Source organism: Allostreptomyces psammosilenae (assembly GCF_013407765.1).
Taxonomy (GTDB): domain Bacteria; phylum Actinomycetota; class Actinomycetes; order Streptomycetales; family Streptomycetaceae; genus Allostreptomyces; species Allostreptomyces psammosilenae.
On record NZ_JACBZD010000001.1, the window covers coordinates 4,176,365 to 4,194,579 of the forward strand.

Genomic DNA, 18,215 nt, shown 5'->3' on the forward strand with positions numbered 1-18,215 from the left:
TCACGGGAGCGTCGCCCCGTGACCGCCCCGCCGTCGGTCAGTCCGCGTGGCCGGTGTCCACCACGCCCGGTCCGCGCGTCAGCTGCTGCGCTCGCCGATGTGGTGCACCCGCACCATGTTGGTGGTGCCCTTCACGCCGGGCGGGGAGCCGGCGGTGACGATCACCGTGTCGCCCTGCTTGACCTGCTTGGTGGCGCTCAGGGCCGCGTCCACCTGGTCGATCATGTCGTCGGTGTGCTGCACGAACGGCACCACGAAGGTCTCCACGCCCCAGGACAGGGCCAGCTGCCGCTGGGTGGCGACCTCCGAGGTGAAGGCGGTCACCGGGATGGGGGAGCGGTAGCGGGAGAGCCGGCGGGCGGTGTCACCCGAGTGGGTGAACGCCACCAGCCGCTTGGCCTGGAGGAAGTCGCCCAGCTCGGTCGCCGCGCGGGCCACCGCGCCGCCCTGAGTGCGCGGCTTCTTCTCGGCCGGCTGCAGGCCGCGGGAGAACATCTCCTGCTCGGCCGTCTCGATGATCCGGGCCATCGTCTTGACGGCCTCGATCGGGTACTTGCCGACGCTGCTCTCCGCGGAGAGCATCACCGCGTCGGTGCCGTCCAGCACCGCGTTGGCGACGTCGGACGCCTCGGCGCGGGTCGGCCGGGACGCCTCGATCATCGACTCCAGCATCTGGGTGGCCACGATGACCGGCTTGGCCTGCTGGCGGCACAGCTTGATGGCGCGCTTCTGCACCAGCGGCACCTGCTCCAGCGGCAGCTCCACGCCCATGTCGCCGCGGGCGACCATGATGCCGTCAAAGGCCTTGACGATCTCCTTGAGGTTCTCGACGGCCTGCGGCTTCTCGATCTTGGCGACGACGGGGACGTGGCGCCCCTCCTCGTCCATGATCCGGTGCACGTCGTCGATGTCGGAGGCGTCGCGCACGAAGGACAGCGCGATCCAGTCGGCGCCCTGGCGCAGCGCCCAGCGCAGGTCCTCCTTGTCCTTCTCGGACAGGGCGGGCACCGAGACGGCGACGCCGGGCAGGTTGATGCCCTTGTGGTTGGAGACCACGCCGCCCTCTATGACGATGGTGCGCACCTCCGGGCCCTGGACCTCCACGACCTCCAGGGAGACCGCGCCGTCGTTGACCAGGATGCGCTCGCCCTTGGAGACGTCGCCCGGCAGGCCCTTGTAGGTGGTGCCGCAGATGGTGGCGTCACCGGGGACGTCCTCGGTGGTGATGGTGAACTCGGCGCCCGGGTGGAGGGTGACCGGCCCCTCGGCGAAGGTCGCCAACCGGATCTTGGGGCCCTGGAGGTCGAAGAGGGCGGCGATGCTCCGGCCGGTGTCCTCCGCCACCTTCCGTACCCGCTCCAGGCGGGCCTCGTGCTCGGCGTAGGAGCCGTGGCTCATGTTGAAACGGGCCACGTTCATACCGGCCTCGACCAGCGAGCGAAGCTGGTCGTAGCTGTCGGTGGCGGGGCCCAGGGTGCAGACGATCTTGGCTCGGCGCATGGTGTCGATTCTATCCGTCCGTAGATCTTTGGCACATGGGGATACATATGACGAGATTTCCGACGAAAAGCCGAACCTCTCGCCATTGACCAGCGGCGACGCTGCCGCCCGGAAACTCGTGGGTCACCCCTGGGACTGAACCAGGGAGTACGACTGGCGGGCGATCTCCAGCTCCTCGTCGGTGGGCACCACGGCGACGGCGGTCCGCGCCTCGGCCGGCGAGACCACGCGGGCGGCCGAGCCGCGCACCGCGTTGAGCACCGGGTCCACCTCGATGCCGAAGCCCTCCAGGCCGCGCAGCGCGGCCTCGCGCACCGCGGGGGAGTTCTCCCCGACGCCCGCGGTGAAGGCGACGGCGTCCACCCGGCCGAGCACCGCGCAGTAGGCGCCGACGTACTTGCGCAGCCGGTAGGTGTAGATGTCGAAGGCCTCGCGGGCGTGCGCGTCGCCCTCGGCCATCCGCCGGCCGATCTCGCGCATGTCGTTGTCCCCGCACAGCCCGAGCAGGCCGCTGTGCCGGTTCAGCAGGTCGTCGATCTCGTCCACGGCCAGGCCGCCGACCCGGTGCAGGTGGAAGATGGCCGCCGGGTCGATGTCGCCGGAGCGGGTGCCCATCACCAGGCCCTCCAGCGGGGTGAGCCCCATCGAGGTGTCCACGCACACCCCGCCGGCCACCGCCGAGGCACTGGCCCCGTTGCCCAGGTGCAGCACGATGATGTTGACCGACTCCAGCGGGCGGCCGAGCAGTTCGGCGGTGCGCCGGGAGACGTACTGGTGCGAGGTGCCGTGGAAGCCGTAGCGGCGCACCGAGAGCCGGTCCGCGGTGTCCCGGTCGATGGCGTAGCGGGCGGCGGCCTCCGGCACGGTGGCGTGGAAGGCCGTGTCGAAGACGGCGACCTGCGGCAGGTCGGGGCGCAGCTCGCGGATCACCCGGATCCCGGAGAGGTTGGCCGGGTTGTGCAGCGGGGCCAGCGGGACCAGGTCCTCGATCTCCTCGATGACGTCGTCGGTCACCAGGGTCGGCTCGGTGAAGCGGGTGCCGCCGTGCACCACGCGGTGGCCGACCGCGGCGAGCGCGGGGGAGTCCAGGCCGAGGCCGTCGCCCGCCAGCTGCTCGGAGACCGAGCGGAGCGCGGCGGCGTGGTCGGGCACCTGCCGCTCGACGGTGCGCACCTCGCCGCCCTGGGCGATCGGCCGGTGGGTGTGCCGGCCGCCGCGTTCGCCGATCCGCTCGACGATGCCGGCCGCCAGGCGGGAGCCGTCGGCCATCTCCAGGAGCTGGTACTTCACCGACGACGAGCCGGAGTTGAGGACGAGGACCCTGCTGGGCTCGGTCACGGCGTTCCTCCTGCGGGTGGGTCTGCTGCTGTGCCGTGGGGCGGGTGGGACGGGTGGTGCGGTCGTCGGCCGCGGGGTGGGCGGCTGGTCGGTTGGTTCGGGTCCCCGGGCGGGCGGTGCCGCGCCCGCCGGGGTGGTCGGGGTCACTCGGCGGCGGCGTCGCTGCCCTGCGCCTGGATGGCGGTGATGGCGACGGTGTTGACGATGTCCTCCACCAGGGCGCCCCGGGAGAGGTCGTTCACCGGCTTGCGCAGGCCCTGGAGCACGGGGCCGACGGCGACCGCCCCGGCCGAGCGCTGCACCGCCTTGTAGGTGTTGTTGCCGGTGTTGAGGTCGGGGAAGACCAGCACGGTGGCGCGCCCGGCGACCTCGGAGCCGGGCAGCTTGGTGGCGGCCACCTCCGGGTCGACGGCGGCGTCGTACTGGATGGGGCCCTCCACCTTCAGGTCGGGGCGGCGCTCGCGGACGAGTTCGGTGGCGCGGCGCACCTTGTCGACGTCCGCGCCGGCCCCGGAGGCGCCGGTGGAGTAGGAGAGCATCGCGACCCGGGGTTCGACGCCGAACTGGGCGGCGGTGGCCGCCGACGATATGGCGATGTCGGCGAGCTGCTCGGCGTCCGGGTCGGGGTTGACCGCGCAGTCGCCGTAGACCAGCACCCGGTCGGCCAGGCACATGAAGAAGACGCTGGAGACGATGGAGGTGCCCGGCTCGGTCTTGATCACCTCGAAGGCGGGGCGGATGGTGGCGGCGGTGGTGTGCACGGCGCCGGAGACCATGCCGTCGACCAGTCCGTGCCGGACCATCAGGGTGCCGAAGTAGCTGACGTCGGTGACCACCTCGCGGGCCCGGTCCAGGGTCATGCCCTTGTGGGCGCGCAGCGCCGTGTACGTCTCGGCGAACTGCTCGCGCAGCGGCGAGGTGGCCGGGTCGACGATCCGCACGGCGGCCTGGCCGGCGTTGGCGGCGCCGTCGTGGTCGACCAGGGCGGCGCCCTCCGGGACGGTGGCCGGCTCACGGTCCAGGTGGAGGTCGAGGCCGAGCTCGGCGACCTTCTTGCGGATGGTCTCCTCCCTGCCCAGCAGGGTGAGGTCCACGACGTTGCGGCGCAGCAGCACCTCGGCGGCGCGCAGCACGCGTTCCTCGTCGCCCTCGGGCAGCACCACGTGCTTGCGGGCGGCCCGGGCCCGCTCCAGCAGGGCGTGCTCGAACATCATCGGGGTGACCCGCTCGGAGCGGGAGAGCGCGATGCGGTCGCGCAGTTCCGCGCCGTCCACGTGCAGCTCGAACAGGCCGATCGCGGTGTCGGCCTTGCGGGCGTTGTCGGCGGTGAGCCGGCCGGCGAGGGTGGACAGCCGCTGGGCGGTGGCCCAGCTGCCGGAGGAGGTGCGGATCACCGGGGTGCCGGGGGCGAGCCGGGAGGCCATCCGCAGCACGTTCTCCGGCGGGGTCTCGCCGAGGGTGAGCACGATGCCGGCGATGGCGGGGGTGCCGGCGGCGTGCGCGGCCAGCGAGCCGATCACCAGGTCGGCGCGGTCGCCCGGGGTGATCACGATGGCGCCCTCGGTGAGGGCGTCGAGGAAGGTGGGCAGCATGGCGCCGCCGAAGACGTAGCCCTGGACGTCCCGGGCCAGGCCGGCGCCGTCGCCGAGCAGCACCGTTCCGGAGACCGCCTCGACCACCTGGGCGACGGTGGGCGCGGTCAGCGCCGGCTCCTCGGGGAGGACGTATATGGGGACGGGCAGGTGCGCGGCGGCGCGGCGCTGGACCTCCTGCTTGGAGCGTCCGGCGACCCGGTTGGCGATCATGGCGACGACGTGGCAGCCCAGGTCCTGGTAGGCGCGGTGGGCGTTGCGGACCTCGGCGACCACGGTGTCGGCGTCCTCGCCGAGCCCGCCGACGACCGGCAGCACGGGGGCGCCGAACTCGTTGGCCAGGCGGGCGTTGAGGGCGAGTTCGTCGGGGATGTTGGTGTCGGCGAAGTCGGTGCCGAGGACCAGCACGGCCTCGTGGTGGCGGGCCACCTCGCGGAAACGTTCCACCAGGCGTGTGACCAGCTCGTCCAGCCCGGACTCGGCCTGCAGGTCGGCGGCCTCGGCGTAGGTCATGCCGTGCGCCTCGGGCATCGCCTCGTCGAGCCGGTAGCGCCGCCGCATCAGCTGGACCACCGGGTCCTGGGCGCGGGTGCCGTGCACCAGGGGGCGGAACACGCCGACGCGGTCCACCTGCCGGGACATCAGCTCCATCAGGCCCAGCTCGACGACCTGGCGGCCGTCGCCGCGCCCGACCCCGGTGACGTACACGCTGCGCGCCACGCGAAACACTCCGTTCCTCAGCCGTTCCCGTACCCCGGGCAGGCCACCGCCACCCGCCTTCGGGGAGGTATCCGACCGCGGGGGCCACCGCGGAGATACCACCCGGAGCGGGCGATCAATCCCTTCCGCGCGCACGCGGTGGCCCCGTCCCGGCCCCTGGGCAGGGCTGGGCCGCCCCATGGGGGCCGGCCCGGTCGGTTCCGGCCCACCTCGTACGCATCCGTTTACCTCTTGACAATACCTGTCCGATTCGTTCCAACCGGTCGAACAGGGGGCCGGACGGGAGTGATCTGCGTCCCCGGGCGGGGCCGCGGGGGGCCGCGGCGGGCGGCGGCGGGCGGCGGGGGCGGCCGGGGATCGGGCGGGGACCGGTCGGAGCCCGGGCGGGGTGTGGCCGGTGCCGGCCGCCGCGTCGGCGGCGGGGCGGGCTGAGGGCCGACGGCGGGGCGTGCGGCGGGCGTGCGGGGGGTGGGAGCAGCCCGCTTCGGCTGTCCGAGGCGCGTTACCGAACTGAGGCGGATGGGTCCTTTCGGTGCTGGTGGGACGGGGTGTGTGTCCGGGCTGTTGCCGCAACGCGACCTCGGCGTTGCTTTTGGGTGAAGCCCTTGATGGTTACCTGACGGTGGGTCACTCTTCTTCCTGGCGGTCGAACAGGTCTCCGGCGAACAACAGTCGCGGACCCGTCATGCCTGCGCCGCATCCCGCCCCTCTGGATGCGTCGGAGAGCCGCCGTGCCCGGATCCGGCACACCCCCCACGTAGCGCACCACCGATGAGGAGGACCCCTCAGATGGCAAGGATGCGTTCCACCCGCCTGTCCGCCAGGCGGCTCGCCGCCACCGCCGCCAGCGCCGCCGCGGTGCTCGCCCTCGGCGCCACCACCCTGCCCGCCGCCCAGGCGGCCCCGGCCGAGGGCGTGATCGCCAACGCCGGCGCCAAGGACGTCGTGGCCGGCAGCTACATCGTCACCCTCAAGGACAGCGTGGGCATCTCGGCCGCGGCCGAGGCCCCGGCGCTGGCCGAGGAGTACGGCGGCGAGGTCACCCACACCTACACCGCCGCACTCAACGGCTTCGCCGCCCAGCTGACCGAGCGGGAGGCCAAGCGCCTGGCCGCCGACCCGGCCGTCGCCTCGGTCGTGCACGACCAGTACGTGTCGATCACCGGGACCCAGTCCAACCCGCCGTCCTGGGGCCTGGACCGGATCGACCAGGACGACACGCCGCTGAACAGCTCCTACACCTACCCGGACCCGGGTGGCGCGGGCGTCAACGTCTACGTCATCGACACCGGCGTCAACATCTCGCACGTCGACTTCGGCGGCCGGGCGCGTCACGGCTACGACGCGATCGACGGCTCGCTGCCCGCCACGGACGGCAACGGCCACGGCACCCACGTGGCCGGCACCATCGCCGGCTCCTCCTACGGCGTGGCCAAGAGCGCCAACATCATCGGCGTGCGGGTGCTCAACAACGCCGGCTCCGGCACCATCGCCCAGGTGGTGGCCGGCGTCGACTGGGTGACCGCCAACCACGTCAAGCCGGCCGTGGCCAACATGAGCCTCGGCGGCTCGGCCAACGCCACGCTGGACGCGGCGGTCGCCAACTCCATCGCGGCGGGCGTGACCTACGCGGTGGCGGCGGGCAACTCCAACGCCAACGCCAGCACCTTCTCCCCGGCGCGCGTCGCCTCGGCGATCACGGTGGGCGCCACCACCAGCACCGACGCCCGCGCCAGCTACTCCAACTACGGCTCCACGCTGGACATCTTCGCGCCGGGCTCGTCCATCACCTCGGCCTGGTACACCAGCACCACCGCCACCAACACCATCTCCGGCACCTCCATGGCCTCCCCGCACGTGGCCGGCGCCGCCGCCCTCTACCTGGACGGCAACCCGTCGGCCAGCCCGGCGACGGTCCGCAACGCCCTCGTCGCGGCGGCCACCAGCGGCACGCTGACCTCGGTCGGCACCGGCAGCCCGAACCTGCTGCTGGACGTCCGTCCCTGACCCACCGCTCGGCTCCGGCGGGTGACCCCCACCGGACCCGGGCACCACGGGCCGGGCTCCGATCCCACGCGGATCGGAGCCCGGCTCCTCCTCATCCGGGTCGGCAGGCCCCGGCCCGGCGGCGCACCACCGACGGGGAGGCCCCCTCATGGCAAGGACGCGCACCACCATCACCACCACCCGCCGCGCCACCGGACGGCTCGCCGGCGCGCTCGCCGGCCTGCTGGCCCTCGGCGCCACCGCCCTGCCGGCCGCCGCCCAGGCGGCCCCGGCCGGGGCGCCGACCGTCGGCGTGATCGCCAACGCCGGCGCCCGGGACGTCGTGCCCGGCAGCTACCTCGTCACCCTGGAGGACTCCGTGGGGATCTCGGCCTCGGCCGCCGGCCCGGCGCTGGCGGCGCGTTACGGGGGCGAGGTCACCCACACCTACACCGCCGCGCTCAACGGCTTCGCGGCCGAACTGACCGAGGCGGAGGCCCGCCGGCTGGCCGCCGACCCCGCGGTCGCCTCCGTCGTGCACGACCAGTACGTGCGCGCCGCCGGCACCCAGCCCAACCCGCCCTCCTGGGGCCTGGACCGGATCGACCAGACCGACCTCCCGCTGGACCGCTCCTACACCTGGCCCGACCCGGGCGGCCGCGGCGTGAACGTGTACGTCATCGACACCGGGGTGCGGACCAGCCACGGCGACTTCGGCGGGCGGGCCCGCAGCGGCTGGGACTTCGTGGGCAACGACCCGGTCGCCGAGGACGGCAACGGCCACGGCACCCACGTCGCCGGGATCGTCGGCGGCATCGCGCACGGCGTGGCCAAGAACGCCAACATCATCGGGGTGCGGGTGCTGAACGCCAGCGGCTCCGGCACGATCGCCCAGGTGGTGGCCGGTGTCGACTGGGTGACGGCCAACCACGTCCGGCCGGCGGTGGCCAACATGAGCCTCGGCGGCGCCGCCAACACCACCCTGGACGCCGCGGTGACCAACGCGATCGCCGCCGGGGTGACCTTCACGGTGGCCGCCGGCAACTCCGCCAGCAACGCCGCGTCGTTCTCCCCGGCGCGGGTGACGGCCGCCGTCACGGTCGGCGCCTCGACCGCCGGCGACGCGGTGTCGACCGCGTCCAACTACGGCAGCGTGCTCGACCTCTACGCCCCCGGGGCCTCCATCACCTCCACCTGGGGCACCGGCGACACCGCCACCGCCACGCTGTCCGGCACCTCCATGGCGGCGGCGCACGCCGCCGGGGCCGCCGCGCTCTACCTGGACGACCACGGCACGGCCACCCCGGCCCAGGTCGAACTCGCCCTGGAGGCCGCGGCGGTGCCCAACACGCTCACCGGCGTGCCGCCCGGCACCCCCAACCTGCTGCTGAACGTCCGGGGGCTGTGACCGGCCGCCGGCACGGCAGGCGGACGGGCGCCCCGGCCGCGGTGGCCGGGGCGCCCGGGTGGTCCGGACCGCCGGGGGCGTCCGGGTGGTCCCGCGTCAGCCGAAGATCACGTCACTGCACAGGTAGTACGACTGGTCCATGTGCGCGGCCTGCCAGATGGTGTAGACCATGTGGCGCCCGGTGCGTCCCGGGGCGCTGACGTCGATCGACACGGTGACCCCGTTCAGCTGCGGCTCGGTGGACGGCGTGCCCGCGCCGGGGGCGTAGGCGCCGGTCTGCCGGACCAGCTCCAGGTCGTCCCAGCCGAGTGGCTCGGTGAGCGGGTTGAAGCCCTGCTTGGTGACGTACACCCGGTAGTAGGTCGCCCCGTGCCGGGCCGCGTCGTGCACCTGGACGGTGAAGTTGGAGCTGCTCGGGATCCGGGTGGCGGTCCAGGCGCCCACGGCGTCCATCGCGTTGTAGCGCCCGCTGGCGGTGCGCCCGCCGCTGCACAGCTGGCCGTTGGGGATGACGCCCTGGTGGTTGTGCGCGACGTTCTCGCGGTACAGGCCGTTCCAGTTCCACATGGCGTTGGGGTCGGCCCGCCAGGCCTGCCAGCACATCGGGTCCTGGGTGGCCATCGCCGGGTTCTGGAAGTCGCCGCCCCAGCGCTTCCAGCAGCCGTAGTTCCGCGAGGCCGGGTTGATCGTGGAGCCGTGGGCGGAGGAGGTGTCCGCCATCGGGACGGTGAGCAGCAGCAGGGCCGCGGAGAGGACGGCCAGCAGCCGTCCCCATGCAGTGTTGTGTCCATGCCAAGTTTGCGACATGACGACCTCCGAGCAGGGGGTTCCGGGAAGGGAGCGCTCTCACGAGGGAGCGTTCCCATGCTAGGAGCGCGCCGAGCCGGCGGACCAGACACGTGCGGACGGTAACCGAACAACTCCCGCCCCCGCCCGCTCACCCGTTTCGCGCTCCCCCCGGTGCCTCCCCGCCCTCACAGGCGCCAGTCGCCCTCACGGACGCGGCGTCGGGCCGGGGTCGCCCTCGCCGGCCCTCCGGTGGCGAGGGCGACCCCGGCCGGCACCGCGCGTCAGCCGGCGGGCGTCAGCCAGACCACGGCGAGCGGGGGGAGGGTGAGCTCGGCGCTGTGCTCCCGGCCCTGCCAGGGGATCCGCTCGGCCGTCAGCAGGCCGTCCGGCCCGCCCGCGCGCACGCCGCTGCCGCCCCACCCGTGGTCGTCGGTGTTCAGCAGCTCCCGCCAGGCCCCCGGCAGCGGCATGCCCACCCGGTAGCGGTTGCGCACCACGGGGGAGAAGTTGCAGACCACCACCAGCGGCGCACCGTCCGGCCCCCGCCGCTCGAAGGACAGCACGTTGTCGTCGGCCGCCGCGCCGTCGATCCAGGCGAACCCCTCCGGGCGGGTGTCCCACCGCCACAGCACCGGCGTCGCCCGGTACAGCCGGTTCAGTTCGCCCACCAGCCGCCGCACCCCGAGGTGGTCCTCGGCCGCCCCGTACCCCGGATCCAGCAGCCACCAGTCCGGCCCGGCGTCGTGGTCCCACTCCGAGCCCTGCGCGAACTCCTGACCCATGAACAGCAGCTGCTTCCCCGGGTGCGCCCACATCCAGGCCAGGTACGCCCGGGTGTTCGCCCGGCGCTGCCACCAGTCGCCCGGCATCTTCGACACCAGCGACCGCTTGCCGTGCACCACCTCGTCGTGGCTGATCGGCAGCACGTAGTTCTCCGAGTAGGCGTACACCATGGAGAAGGTCAGCTCCCCGTGGTGGTGGCGGCGGTGCACCGGCTCCCTGGCGAAGTACTCCAGCGAGTCGTGCATCCAGCCCATGTTCCACTTCAGCCCGAACCCGAGCCCGCCGAACTCCACCGGCCGGGTCACCCCGTCCCAGGCCGTGGACTCCTCCGCGACGGTCACCACCCCCGGGCAGCGCCGGTAGACGGTGGCGTTCATCTCCCGCAGGAACGCCACGGCCTCCAGGTTCTCCCGCCCCCCGTACTCGTTGGGCAGCCACTCCCGGCCCTCCCGGGAGTAGTCCAGGTACAGCATGGAGGCCACCGCGTCCACCCGCAGGCCGTCCACGTGGAACTCCTCGCACCAGTACACCGCGTTGGCCACCAGGAAGTTCCGCACCTCGGCCCGGCCGTAGTCGAACACCAGCGTGCCCCAGTCCGGGTGCTCCGCCCGGCGCGGATCCGGGTGCTCGTACAGCGGGGCGCCGTCGAACCGGGCCAGCGCCCACTCGTCCTTCGGGAAGTGCGCCGGCACCCAGTCCACGATCACCCCGATGCCGGCCTGGTGCAGCACGTCCACCAGGTGGCGGAAGTCGTCCGGCGAGCCCAGCCGGGCGGTGGGCGCGTAGTAGGAGGTCACCTGGTAGCCCCACGACCCGCCGAACGGATGTTCCGCGACAGGCATCAGCTCCACGTGGGTGAAGCCCAGCCCGCCCGCGTAGTCGGCCAGCTCCTTGGCCAGCTCGTGGGTGCCGAGCCCGGGCCGCCAGGACGGCAGGTGCACCTCCAGCACGCTGATCGGCGCCTCGTGGTGCGGCGGGGTGCCCCGGGTGAGCATCCACTCCTCGTCCCGCCAGACGTGGTCCGAGACGGCCACCACCGAGGCGGTGGCCGGCGGCGGCTCGGTGGCCCGCGCCATCGGGTCGGCCTTCTGCCGCAGCGCGCCGTCGCAGCCGAGCACCTCGAACTTGTAGCGCGTCCCCGCCCCCACACCGGGCACGAACAGCTCCCACACCCCGCTGGAGCCCAGTGCGCGCATGGGGTGCGCCGCGCCGTCCCAGTAGTTGAAGTCGCCGACCACCCGCACGCCGCGCGCCCGGGGCGCCCACACCGTGAAGGCGGTGCCGGTCACCGGGCCGTGCGGCGTGTCGACGATCGTGACGCGGGCGCCCAGCGCGTCCCAGAGGCGCTCGTGCCGCCCCTGGGCGATCAGGTACAGGTCCAGCTCGCCGACCGAGGGCGGCAGCCGGTAGGCGTCCTCCTGCCGGTGCGTCCGCCCCGAGTAGCGCACCAGCAGGGTGTAGTCGGGGATCGCGGTGCACGGCAGCAGGCCGGTGAACAGGCCGTCCCGCTGGTGCGTCAGTTCCGCCCGGCCGATCGCGGTGTCCACCACTACGGCCTCCGCCCAGGGCCGCAGCACGCGGACCGCCACGCCGTCACGGCCCGGGTCGTGGTGGGCGCCGAGCGTGGCGTGCGGGTCGTGGTGGGCGCCGGTGAGCAGGCTGGACAGCTCGGCGTCGTCCATCGGGGCGGGCGGGACGCGCAGCGGCGGGTGCGACGGGGTGCCCGGAACCGGCGCCGGCGCCGACTCCGGGGAGACCGCGGCCGGGGGTTCGCAGGCGCCGGGCTCGGGGTGGAGCGGGTGGAGCGAACTCAACGAGGGCCTCCTCGAACGGTCGGATGGGGACGGATGGTCGTCGAGGGTCGGTCGCCGGCCGGCGGGTCAGGGCGCGGCCGGGCGCTCCGCGGCGATCCGGGCCACCGCGGACAGCGGGATGGCCAGCCACTCCGGGCGGTGCCTGGCCTCGTACACCACCTCGTAGATCGCCTTGTCCGTCTCGAAGGCGCGCAGCAGCGCGGGCGCGGCCAGCGGATCCCGGTCGCCGGCCGCCGCGTAGCCCGCGCAGTAGGCGGCCCGGTTGACCCGGGACCAGTCGGCGGCCCAGGCGGCGAACTCCGCGACGTCCCGCACCGGCGACTGGCGCAGCCGCTCGCCCACCAGCGGATGCATGGCCGCGTAGTCGAAGGAACGCAGCATGGCGGCCACGTCCCGTTCCACCGGCTGCGGCCGCCGCCGCTCGGTGAGGGTGCGGTCCGGCTCCCCCTCGAAGTCGATCAGCACCCAGCCCTGGCGGGTGCGCATGGCCTGGCCGAGGTGCAGGTCCCCGTGGATCCGCTGGGCGGCCAGGCCGCCCAGGGCGCGCGGATTCGCGCCCGCGAGATCGGCGAAGACCGCGCGCACCGCGTCCGCGTACGGCAGCAGCGCCGGCACGGCGGACGTCGCCGCCTCCAGCCGGCGGGTCATGGCGTCGGCCAGCGCGGTGATCCGCCGCGCCTCCAGCCGCTCAACCGGGAACGTTTCGGCAAGCGCGCCGTGCACCTCGGCGGTGGCCCGGCCCAGCTCGTACGCCTCGGCGGTGAAGTCCGGGACCACCCCGTCGCGGTCGGCGGGACCGCCCGCGCGCACGACGCGCCCGGCCAGCTCCCAGCCGTCCACGGCGTCCGGCAGGTACGCCTGGAGCAGCCCCAGGGTGGCCGGCAGCCCGTCCAGCGGACCCTCCAGCCAGCCCAGTGGGGTGGCGATCCGCCGGCAGCCCGCGGCGGCCAGCGCCAGGGTCAGCTCCAGGTCCGGGTTGATCCCCGGGCTGGGCCGGCGGAACAGCTTCAGGATCAGCCGGTCCCCGTAGACCACGGAGGTGTTGGACTGCTCCGCGCCGCCCACCCGGGCGGGCAGACCGAGCGGGACGTCCATGCCGACGACCCGCCGGAAGCCGAGCGGCCCCAGCCGGGCCTCCTCGGCGAACCCGCGCGGCAGCAGGGCGGCCAGCGCCGGGGCGTGCAGGGCGTCGAAGAGCACCAGGCCGTCCCGGGTGCCGTCGGGCACCCAGCCCAGCACCGCCGCGTCGGGCAGCGCGGGGCGTTGCCTCCCCGCCCCCAGCGGCACCTGGTACACCGCCCCCTCTCCCGCGCCGTCGCCCTCCTGCCGCACCCGCACCAGCAGGTGGAGCAGGGACGGATCCCCGGCGGCCAGGCGGGTGGCGGACAGCGGCAGCACTTCGCTGATCGGACGCTGCTTGCCGGCGAACCAGCGCTGCGTCGGCAGCCACTCCCGCAGCAGCGGCAGCACGGCCCGCACCAGGCCGTCCGCGAGCTCCGGAGCGGGCGGCGGCGCCGCCGGTGGCCCGTCACCGGCGCGGTGCCCGGGGACGGCGCCGGAATGCGGGCCGGAATGCGGGCCGGAGGCCGGGCCGGCGGGCGGAGCGGGGATCGGGCCGGCGGGCGGGGCCGGGGAGCCGGCCCCGCCGAGGCGGGCGGCCGGCTCCCCGGCCCCCGTCTCGCCGCGCCCCGTGGTACTCGCGGTCGCGTGGGTACTGCTTGGGTACCGGGAGATGTCCGACATGACATCCTTTCCCCGGGCTGCCTCCGGCTCCGCCGCCGGCGGCCCGCATCCCACCGCTGAACCGTCCACGGCTGCCGCGAGCGCGGCGGACGGCGTCAGCGACGGCGGTGTCGGCGACGGCGGTGTCAGCAAATAGAAAGACAAGCGACCACATGTCCGACTTTTTTCGGCATGGGGTCGGTGTCGTTCCATCCACCGATCGGGGGGTGACCCGGATGGGGCGACGGCTGTCAGGTGCGTGGAGCTGTCGTGCTGAGCTTCCGTCCGGCTGGCGTCGGGCGGTGGTCCGGTCCCCGCGGTACCGTCAGCGCCCGCCCGCCGGGCCGCCGTCCGGACTGCCGTCCGGGCCGGCGGGGGCGTCGGCGCGGGCGCCGTCGGCCGGCGATCCGGCGTCGGCACCGTCGCACAACCGGAACCAGTAGAAACCGTGGCCGGCGAGGGTGAGCAGGTAGGGCAGGTCACCGATCGCGGGGAACCGCACCCCGCCGATCAGCTCCACCGGATGCCGCCCCCGGTACGCCTTCAGGTCCAGCTCGGTGGGCTGGGCGAACCGGGAGAAGTTCCCCACGCACAGCACCAGATCGTCCTGGTACTCGCGCAGGTAGGCGATCACGGCGGGATTGCTCGACGGCAGTTCGGTGTAGCTGCCCAGCCCGAACGCCGGGTTCTGCTTGCGGATCTCGACCATCCGCCGGGTCCAGTGCAGCAACGAACTGCTGTTGCTCATCTGGGCCTCGACGTTGGTCACCTGGTACCCGTAGACCGGGTCCATGATGACCGGTAGGTTCAGCCTGCCCGGATCGCAGGAGGAGAAACCGGCGTTGCGGTCCGGCGTCCACTGCATCGGGGTGCGCACGCCGTCCCGGTCGCCCAGCCAGATGTTGTCGCCCATGCCGATCTCGTCGCCGTAGTACAGCACGGGCGAGCCGGGCAGCGACAGCAGCAGCGAGGTGAACAGCTCGATCTGGTTGCGGTCGTTGTCCAGCAGCGGGGCCAGCCGCCGCCGGATGCCGACGTTGGCGCGCATCCGCGGATCCTTGGCGTACTCCGCGTACATGTAGTCGCGCTCCTCGTCGGTGACCATCTCCAGGGTCAACTCGTCGTGGTTGCGCAGGAATATGCCCCACTGGCAGCCGGACGGGATGGCCGGGGTCTTCGCCAGGATCTCCGACACCGGATACCGCGACTCCCGGCGCACCGCCATGAAGATGCGCGGCATCACCGGGAAGTGGAACGCCATGTGGCACTCGTCGCCGCCGGTACGGAAGTCCCCGAAGTAGTCCACGACGTCCTCCGGCCACTGGTTCGCCTCGGCCAGCAGCACGGTATCCGGGTAGTGCGCGTCCACCATCGCCCGCACCCGCTTGAGGAAGGCGTGGGTGCGCGGCAGGTTCTCGCAGTTGGTGCCCTCCTCGGCGAACAGGTACGGCACCGCGTCCAGCCGGAAGCCGTCGATGCCGAGGTCCAGCCAGAACCGCAGCCCCGCCAGCATCTCCTCCTGCACCGCCGGGTTCTCGTAGTTCAGGTCCGGCTGGTGGGAGAAGAACCGGTGGAAGAAGTACTGCTTGCGCACCGGGTCGTAGGTCCAGTTGCTGGCCTCGGTGTCGACGAAGATGATCCGGGCGTCCGGGTAGCCGGTGTCCTTGTCCGCCCACATGTAGTAGTCGCCGTACGGGCCGTCCGGATCCGCCCGGGAGGCCTGGAACCACGGGTGCTGATCGCTGGTGTGGTTCATCACGAAGTCGATGATGACCCGCATGCCGCGCTGGTGCGCCGCGTCCACGAACTCCACGAAGTCCGCCAGGTCGCCGAACTCCGGCAGCACCGCGGTGTAGTCGGAGACGTCGTAGCCGCCGTCCCGCAGCGGCGAGGCGAAGAACGGCGGCAGCCACAGGCAGTCCACGCCCAGCCACTGCAGGTAGTCCAGCTTGGCGGTCAGCCCCCGCAGGTCGCCGACGCCGTCCCCGTTGCTGTCCTGGAAGGAGCGGACCAGCACCTCGTAGAAGACGGCGCGCTTGAACCACTCCGGGTCGCGCTCCCGCTCGGGGGTGTCCTCGAACTTGTCCGGCACGGGCTCGTTGATGATCACGACACGCTCCTGGTAACCGTGAAGACGTGGGCCGGCCGGTGGCCGGGAGTGAGCCGGACGTAGTTGTGCCGACCCCACTGGTAGACCTCGCCGGTCAACTCGTCATGGACGGTCACGGCCTGGTCGGGCGGCACGCCCAGCGCGGCCGGGTCGATGGTGACCGTGCCGATCTGCTCCGCGTGCGGATCGAGGTTCACCACCACCAGGACGGTGTCCTCCTCCGCCGCGCCGGGGCCAGCCGCCGCGCCGGGACCGGCCGCCGCGCCCGGCCCGACCCGCTTGGAGTAGGCCAGCAGCGCCTCGTTGTCGGTGTGGTGGAAGGTCAGGTTGCGCAGCCGGCGCAGCGCCGGGTGCGCCCGGCGCAGCTCGTTCAGCCGGGTGATCAGCGGCGCCAGGGAACGGCCCGCGCGCTCCGCCGCGGCCCAGTCCCGCGGCCGCAGCTGGTACTTCTCCGAGTCCAGGTACTCCTCGCTCCCAGGTCGGACGGGGACGTTCTCGCACAGCTCGAACCCGGCGTAGACGCCCCACGTGGGGGACAGCGTCGCGGCGAGCACGGCCCGCGCCTCGAAGGCCGGCCGCCCTCCCTGCTGAAGGTAGGCGTGCAGGATGTCCGGCGTGTTGACGAACAGGTTCGGGCGCATGTACGACGCGGCCTCACCGGACAGCTCGGTCAGGTACTCGGTCAGCTCGCGCTTGCCGTTGCGCCAGGTGAAGTAGGTGTACGACTGCTGGAAGCCGACCTTGGCCAGGGTGTGCACCATCGCCGGCCGGGTGAACGCCTCGGCGAGGAAGACCACGTCCGGGTCGGTCCGGCCGATCTCCCCGATGACCCGCTCCCAGAACACCACCGGCTTGGTGTGCGGGTTGTCCACCCGGAATATCCGCACCCCGTGCGCCATCCAGTGCCGCAGCACCCGCAGGGTCTCCGCCACGATGCCCTCGAAGTCGGCGTCGAAGGCGATCGGATAGATGTCCTGGTACTTCTTCGGCGGGTTCTCCGCGTAGGCGATCGACCCGTCGGCCCGGTGGTGGAACCACTCCGGGTGCTCGGTGACCCACGGGTGGTCCGGGGAGCACTGCAGGGCGAAGTCCAGCGCCACCTCCAGGCCCAGCTCCCCGGCGCGGGCCACGAAGGCGTCGAAGTCCTCCAGCGTGCCCAGGTCCGGGTGCACGGCGTCGTGGCCGCCGTCGGCCGAGCCGATCGCCCACGGCGAGCCCACGTCGTCCGGCCCGGCCACCAGGGCGTTGTTCGGCCCCTTGCGGAACGCCCGGCCGATCGGGTGGATCGGCGGCAGGTACACCACGTCGAAGCCCATCGCGGCCACCGCGTCCAGCCGCCGCGCGGCCGTGCGGAACGTGCCGGACCTCGGCGGCAGCGCCCCGGTCGGATCCACCTCGGCGCCCTCGGACCGCGGGAAGAACTCGTACCAGGAGCCGAACAGCGCCCGCTCCCGCTCCACCAGCAGCGGCACCGGCCGGGAGGCGGTCACCAGCTCGCGCAGCGGATGACGGGCCAGCACCTCCAGCACGGCCGGATCCACGGCGGCGGCCAGCCGGTTCAACGGCGGCGCGGACACGTCCGCCACCGCCGCCGCCGCGTCGAGCACCACCTCGCGCCCCCGCCCCTCCGGCACGCCCTCGGCCGCCGCGCGCAGCAGCGCCGCGCCCTCGGCCAGCACCAGCTCGACGTCGATCCGCTCCGGCACCTTGATCCGGGCGGCGTGCCGCCAGGTCGCCAGCGGATCCCCCCACGCCTCCACGGTGAAGGTCCATCGGCCCTCGCAGGTCGGCGCCACGGTGGCCGCCCACCGGTCCAGACCCGGCGCCACCTCCCGCATCGGCACCGGCGGCGCCGCCCGGCCGGCCGGGTCGCGCAGCACCACGCCGGCGGCCACGGCGTCGTGGCCCTCCCGGAAGACGGTCGCCGACACCTCGAACTCCTCCCCGACCACCGCCTTGACCGGGCGCCCGGGCAGACCGGTGTCCGGGCGGACGTCCAGGATCGGGATGCGGCCCAGCGCGGTCACCGGCGGGTGCGGCGGACGGAGCGGAACGGTCCGTTCCCGGTCCGGGCAGCCCTCCGGGTGCCCCTCGGCGACGGCGTGCCCGGTGGCGTGCCCCGTCGCGTGTTCGGTGGCGTGTTCGGCGGCACGCCCGACGCCGTGGCTCGTGACGGGCTCGGCGGGCCGGGCCCGCCTGAGAGCGTGTTCGACCGGGGTGCGGTCGGCGGTCGCGCGGCCCTCGGCGGCGGACGTGTCAATGGTGCCGCCGCCCCCGGGGACATCCGCCTCCGCCACCGGTCGCGCTGTGACAGGATGTCGTCCAGTCGAGGCGGTGACCGGCGCCACCACCGCCCCGGACTCGGGCGGCCCAGCCGGTTCGGGCCCCTCCGGCCGGTGCGGGGCCGGGGCCTCCACGCCGTCCGGGGCCTCCGCCTGACGCGGTGCCGATGT

Annotated in this window: 10 protein-coding genes; 2 read left to right on the forward strand and 8 right to left on the reverse strand. The window is 73.7% G+C overall.

Translation table 11 applies throughout. The features are described from left to right. Positions 1-78: 78 nt before the first annotated feature. From pyk to pta, 3 genes are all read right to left on the reverse strand, one after another. The gene (gene pyk, locus FHU37_RS17330; RefSeq protein WP_179815073.1) at positions 79-1,500 is read right to left on the reverse strand and encodes a pyruvate kinase; all 1,422 of its coding nucleotides are present in this window, start codon (positions 1,498-1,500) and stop codon (positions 79-81) included. A 123-nt stretch (positions 1,501-1,623) separates the two neighbouring features. Beyond that, entirely contained in the window at positions 1,624-2,838 is a 1,215-nt protein-coding gene (locus tag FHU37_RS17335) for an acetate kinase (RefSeq protein WP_179815074.1), read from the reverse strand. A gap of 143 nt (positions 2,839-2,981) precedes the next feature. Next, a complete protein-coding gene (pta, locus tag FHU37_RS17340) occupies positions 2,982-5,150 on the reverse strand; it encodes a phosphate acetyltransferase (RefSeq protein ID WP_179815075.1) in 2,169 nt (722 codons plus the stop codon). Positions 5,151-5,939: 789 nt separating this feature from the next. Between pta and FHU37_RS17345 the strand changes: the two genes are divergently transcribed. Both FHU37_RS17345 and FHU37_RS17350 read left to right on the forward strand, forming a co-directional pair. Next, positions 5,940-7,157, forward strand: coding sequence for a S8 family peptidase (locus FHU37_RS17345; protein ID WP_246449951.1), 1,218 nt, complete (start codon positions 5,940-5,942; stop codon positions 7,155-7,157). A 148-nt stretch (positions 7,158-7,305) separates the two neighbouring features. Then, positions 7,306-8,544, forward strand: a complete 1,239-nt coding sequence (locus FHU37_RS17350) for a S8 family peptidase (RefSeq protein ID WP_179815076.1) — start codon at positions 7,306-7,308, stop codon at positions 8,542-8,544. Between the two features lie 96 nt (positions 8,545-8,640). Here FHU37_RS17350 and FHU37_RS17355 read toward each other — a convergent pair whose 3' ends face one another. The 5 genes from FHU37_RS17355 to FHU37_RS17375 form a co-directional block, all read right to left on the reverse strand. Then, complete coding sequence (locus FHU37_RS17355) at positions 8,641-9,351, reverse strand: lytic polysaccharide monooxygenase auxiliary activity family 9 protein (protein WP_218904068.1); 711 nt, start codon at positions 9,349-9,351, stop codon at positions 8,641-8,643. Between the two features lie 263 nt (positions 9,352-9,614). Beyond that, positions 9,615-11,798 carry a 1,4-alpha-glucan branching protein GlgB gene (gene glgB, locus FHU37_RS17360; RefSeq protein WP_179816351.1) on the reverse strand — a complete coding sequence of 728 codons (2,184 nt, stop codon included), beginning with the start codon at positions 11,796-11,798 and terminating at the stop codon, positions 9,615-9,617. A 198-nt stretch (positions 11,799-11,996) separates the two neighbouring features. Then, positions 11,997-13,673: a maltokinase N-terminal cap-like domain-containing protein gene (locus FHU37_RS17365; RefSeq protein ID WP_179815077.1), complete on the reverse strand. Its 1,677-nt coding sequence runs from the start codon at positions 13,671-13,673 to the stop codon at positions 11,997-11,999. Between the two features lie 304 nt (positions 13,674-13,977). Then, a complete protein-coding gene (gene treS / locus FHU37_RS17370) occupies positions 13,978-15,762 on the reverse strand; it encodes a maltose alpha-D-glucosyltransferase (protein ID WP_312892649.1) in 1,785 nt (594 codons plus the stop codon). Continuing rightward, complete coding sequence (locus FHU37_RS17375; RefSeq protein WP_312892782.1) at positions 15,759-17,789, reverse strand: alpha-1,4-glucan--maltose-1-phosphate maltosyltransferase; 2,031 nt, start codon at positions 17,787-17,789, stop codon at positions 15,759-15,761. The genes treS and FHU37_RS17375 overlap by 4 nt, the downstream gene beginning before the upstream one ends. Positions 17,790-18,215 lie beyond the last annotated feature (426 nt).